The organism is Candidatus Poribacteria bacterium (genome assembly GCA_016866785.1).
Taxonomy (GTDB): domain Bacteria; phylum Poribacteria; class WGA-4E.
Map to the genome: position 1 here is coordinate 1 of VGLH01000234.1, position 3,192 is coordinate 3,192.

The 3,192-nt window shown below is 59.7% G+C and carries 3 protein-coding genes; 1 reads left to right on the forward strand and 2 read right to left on the reverse strand.

Going from position 1 to position 3,192, the window contains the following annotated elements; translation table 11 throughout:
• The coding region (locus FJZ36_18680; GenBank protein MBM3216925.1) for a DEAD/DEAH box helicase at positions 1–929 on the reverse strand (929 nt) is incomplete at its 3' end.
• Between the two features lie 495 nt (positions 930–1,424).
• Positions 1,425–2,534 carry a hypothetical protein gene (locus FJZ36_18685; GenBank protein ID MBM3216926.1) on the reverse strand — a complete coding sequence of 370 codons (1,110 nt, stop codon included), beginning with the start codon at positions 2,532–2,534 and terminating at the stop codon, positions 1,425–1,427.
• A gap of 279 nt (positions 2,535–2,813) precedes the next feature.
• Here FJZ36_18685 and FJZ36_18690 point away from each other — a divergent pair, with 279 nt between their 5' ends.
• A complete protein-coding gene (locus FJZ36_18690; protein MBM3216927.1) occupies positions 2,814–3,041 on the forward strand; it encodes a helix-turn-helix transcriptional regulator in 228 nt (75 codons plus the stop codon).
• Positions 3,042–3,192: the final 151 nt, after the last annotated feature.

A 3,192-nucleotide genomic window follows, 5' to 3' on the forward strand; every position in this document is an offset into this window, starting at 1 on the left:
GGCGTATCGTGTGGGATGAGTCGTTCGAGCGTTTCCTCGACGACATCGCCCAATTCGACCTCGACGCCGAAGAGCTGCTGAGCAAATCCGGCGACTACAGAACGGCGTTCCTGCCGCGTTCCACCGGATGCCATCGTTGCGCTGGTACCGATGAAACGAAGACTCGGGTTGCGGCATCGTTGCCGCACTCGGCGCATGAGGAGAGCCATGTCGGCGCCAAGCCGACCGCGATAGGTGTGCAATTCATCGACGACGATGATATTCACGTTCTCGGAGAGGAAATCCTGCTCGTCCCGGCGGAGCAACATCAGTTCCAACATCATGTAGTTGGTCAGGAGCAAGTGCGGAGGCGATTGTTGGGTTCGTGTTCTTTCATCCTCTTTCTCTTGGCCGGTGTAACACGCGAATCGAACGGGCATCGGCTTCCCCGTCTGTTCCGAGAATTGCTCCTCAAGTCGGCGTAGCGCGTCGTACTGGGAATTCACCAGCGCGTTCATCGGATACAAGAGAATCGCGCGGACGGACGGTTTTGGGGACCCGTCGGTCAGGATGGAATGGAAGATCGGCAGCAGATAACCAAGCGTCTTCCCGGAACCTGTGCCGCTTGTGAGCAGAACGTTCCTGCGTTGAAGGGCTCGAATCACCGCATCCTGTTGGTGCCGTCGGAGACGGAGCGGATTGCCGGAGGCGTCTCGAAAGATCTCGGCGCATTGAGGATGAAGGATATTACACCCCACGAGGTCTACGATCGTCTCAGCGGATTCGTAAGCGGGATTCAATTGGATCAGCGCATCCGGCCAGAGGGGACGCGCGCCGAGGAGTTCCCGCTCGACCTGCCCGAAGGTATGGGGGTCTTGTATATGTAGGAAGCCGCGGACGTAGTGCGAGTACTGCTCAACAATGCGCTCGTTCAGTTGGAAAGCGTCCATGAGAACTCCATTCGAAGTCTGCAACGCCAGGTACCCGGTTCCACACCTAGTGGTCAGTGACAGTGAATTGTCGGTTTGTCCAACCCCCACCCTACCCCTCTCAGCCCATGCAACGGGGAGGGGACATAGCCTCCTCCCCCCGCGAAGCGTGGGGGAGGATGGAGGTGGGGGGAAGACGAAGTCTCCAAAGTAACTGACCACTAGGAGATGCCGCAAGAGCTTGGGTGAGCACTCGGCGGATACGATGGGTTCTGCCTATGCCCTCGCAGCAGACCATATACGCATACCCAGGAATGAGCAACTGGCTCTGATAGGGGCCACAAGCACTCGGCGATCGCGATTGGCCCAGCAGCACAAACCACGCCAGCGTCGGTGGTTCGGGTGTAGCCCGGTCGACCGTCCGCTGCGGCCTGCAGACATGATTCGGCGCCAGACGAACACGGGCGCAATAGGGCAGCCCTAGCGTGCATAGTACTGCCCTGTCGGACTGGGGAGCTAACTCGTCGTCTTCATCCTTCTGCTGCGTCGAGCCCGCCTTCCTCGCCACGCGTCGCTGTCAAGCCATTTGAGGAACTTGAACTGCCACGTGAAGTAGTACATCCCCACGCCTCGTCCCTGGGGCTTCGGCGTTATCCTGAAGACCCGCCGTGCCTCGGCAGGTTTCCGCTGCAACCGTTTGCGCAACGCTTCTGTGGAACGTCTCCTCAGCCCTTGGTCAACGGAACCGTCTTCACGCAGTGGGACGCCGTACGCGAGTGCAGCAGCATCCTCCAAGGACAGTATCCGCACTCCTATTCTGTCCCAACCTCTGGACTCGGCTGGTGCGGCAAGGTCGTCTGAGTCGAGAATCTCGTACCGCGACACGCCAAACCGAAACGGAATCCACCTTTCCTCATCGACGCTGTACAGGCGGAACACCCTCCGCTGCCGTCGTGCTGTGAACACGAGATTGTTGATGCTCGACATCAATGACTTCACTTGCTGGGCGACTGGGACGCCGAATCGGTCGTACACCCGCCGGTTCGCCATCGGCTGAATCGCGTCCAGCAGGTCCGCTAGCAGGTCGGGGGGCGGTTGTGGCTTGCCGTAGTTCGCCACGAAGCCGGCAGCAGCATGGAATGATGCCCATGTGGACCACGCCACTTGTTCGGGCGCATCCTTCCACATGGACGGCAACTCGATGCGACTGCGATCAAGGCACGAGGCGGCGACGCCTTGGCGGTATATCAGACGCCACGTGTTCCACAGGGCTTCGCGTGAGCGCTCCATATCGAGCGTCTGACGCTTGCCTACGCGGGCCCTATCTGGAGTGGCAACGCGCTCCTGCTCAACAGTGCGCCAGACCCAGCCAGACCCCTCGTTCACGAGGAGGTCGGTCAGAGCCCCGACCTCCGCCTGGGCATGCTCGGCAACGCGGACCCAGCGAAGCAGATGGTTTGGTTCGACGATCTGCTCCCGAAGCTGTTGGTCGATGGCTTTGCGGACCTTGCTGGCGGTCGCGTTCGCGACTTGGGCTTCTCGCCTCAGTGCCTCAACGGTGGGAATCCTGCCGTGCTCGATCGCGAGTCGCTCCGCCACCAGCAGACACACGTGTGTTCGCTCCATACGACTTGTCCTATCTGCACCTGGCACTCTGCACCTGGCACGGTCGAGTGCAGTGTCAGTCCCCGCCTATGTCGTTGGCCATGGGCACGGGAACGGTAGTCATGGATCCATCAGAATCCGTACTATTCCTGGGGAATCTCAGGACGAAAGTACATTAGACCAGCATGCCTACTGGATTCTCCATGCATATACTCTTGTCATCAGGCGCACCCATTGGTATACTGGATGCGATAGAGTTGCTGTTTGGGTCCTAGTGCAGTCTGAGACAAGGAGGTACATGTGACACTCCGTTACCTTCGCAAGCAACGTGCGATGACCCACGTCCAGGTGGCGGCGGCCGCAAGGATCAATGTCGCCACCTACGCGGTCATCGAAAACGGTCGCTTTCGCGCATCGGAACATCAGGCGCGGAAGATCGCGTCAGCACTGGGCGTCGTGCTGGCGGACATCGACGAGTTCGTCGACACGTACGACGCACATAAGAAAGCCCCAGCCGACGCGGCATAAACCGCGAATGGATGAGGCCACTACACAGTATGTACCCGGAGAATGTAACACATGAAACGGGCAGAAGCAAGAACGGTCCGCGCCGGCGGACGTCCAGTTGGGCGGCTCGTCCGCGACAGGGACAACCTCGTCTGGCTCACGAAGCGGGTTG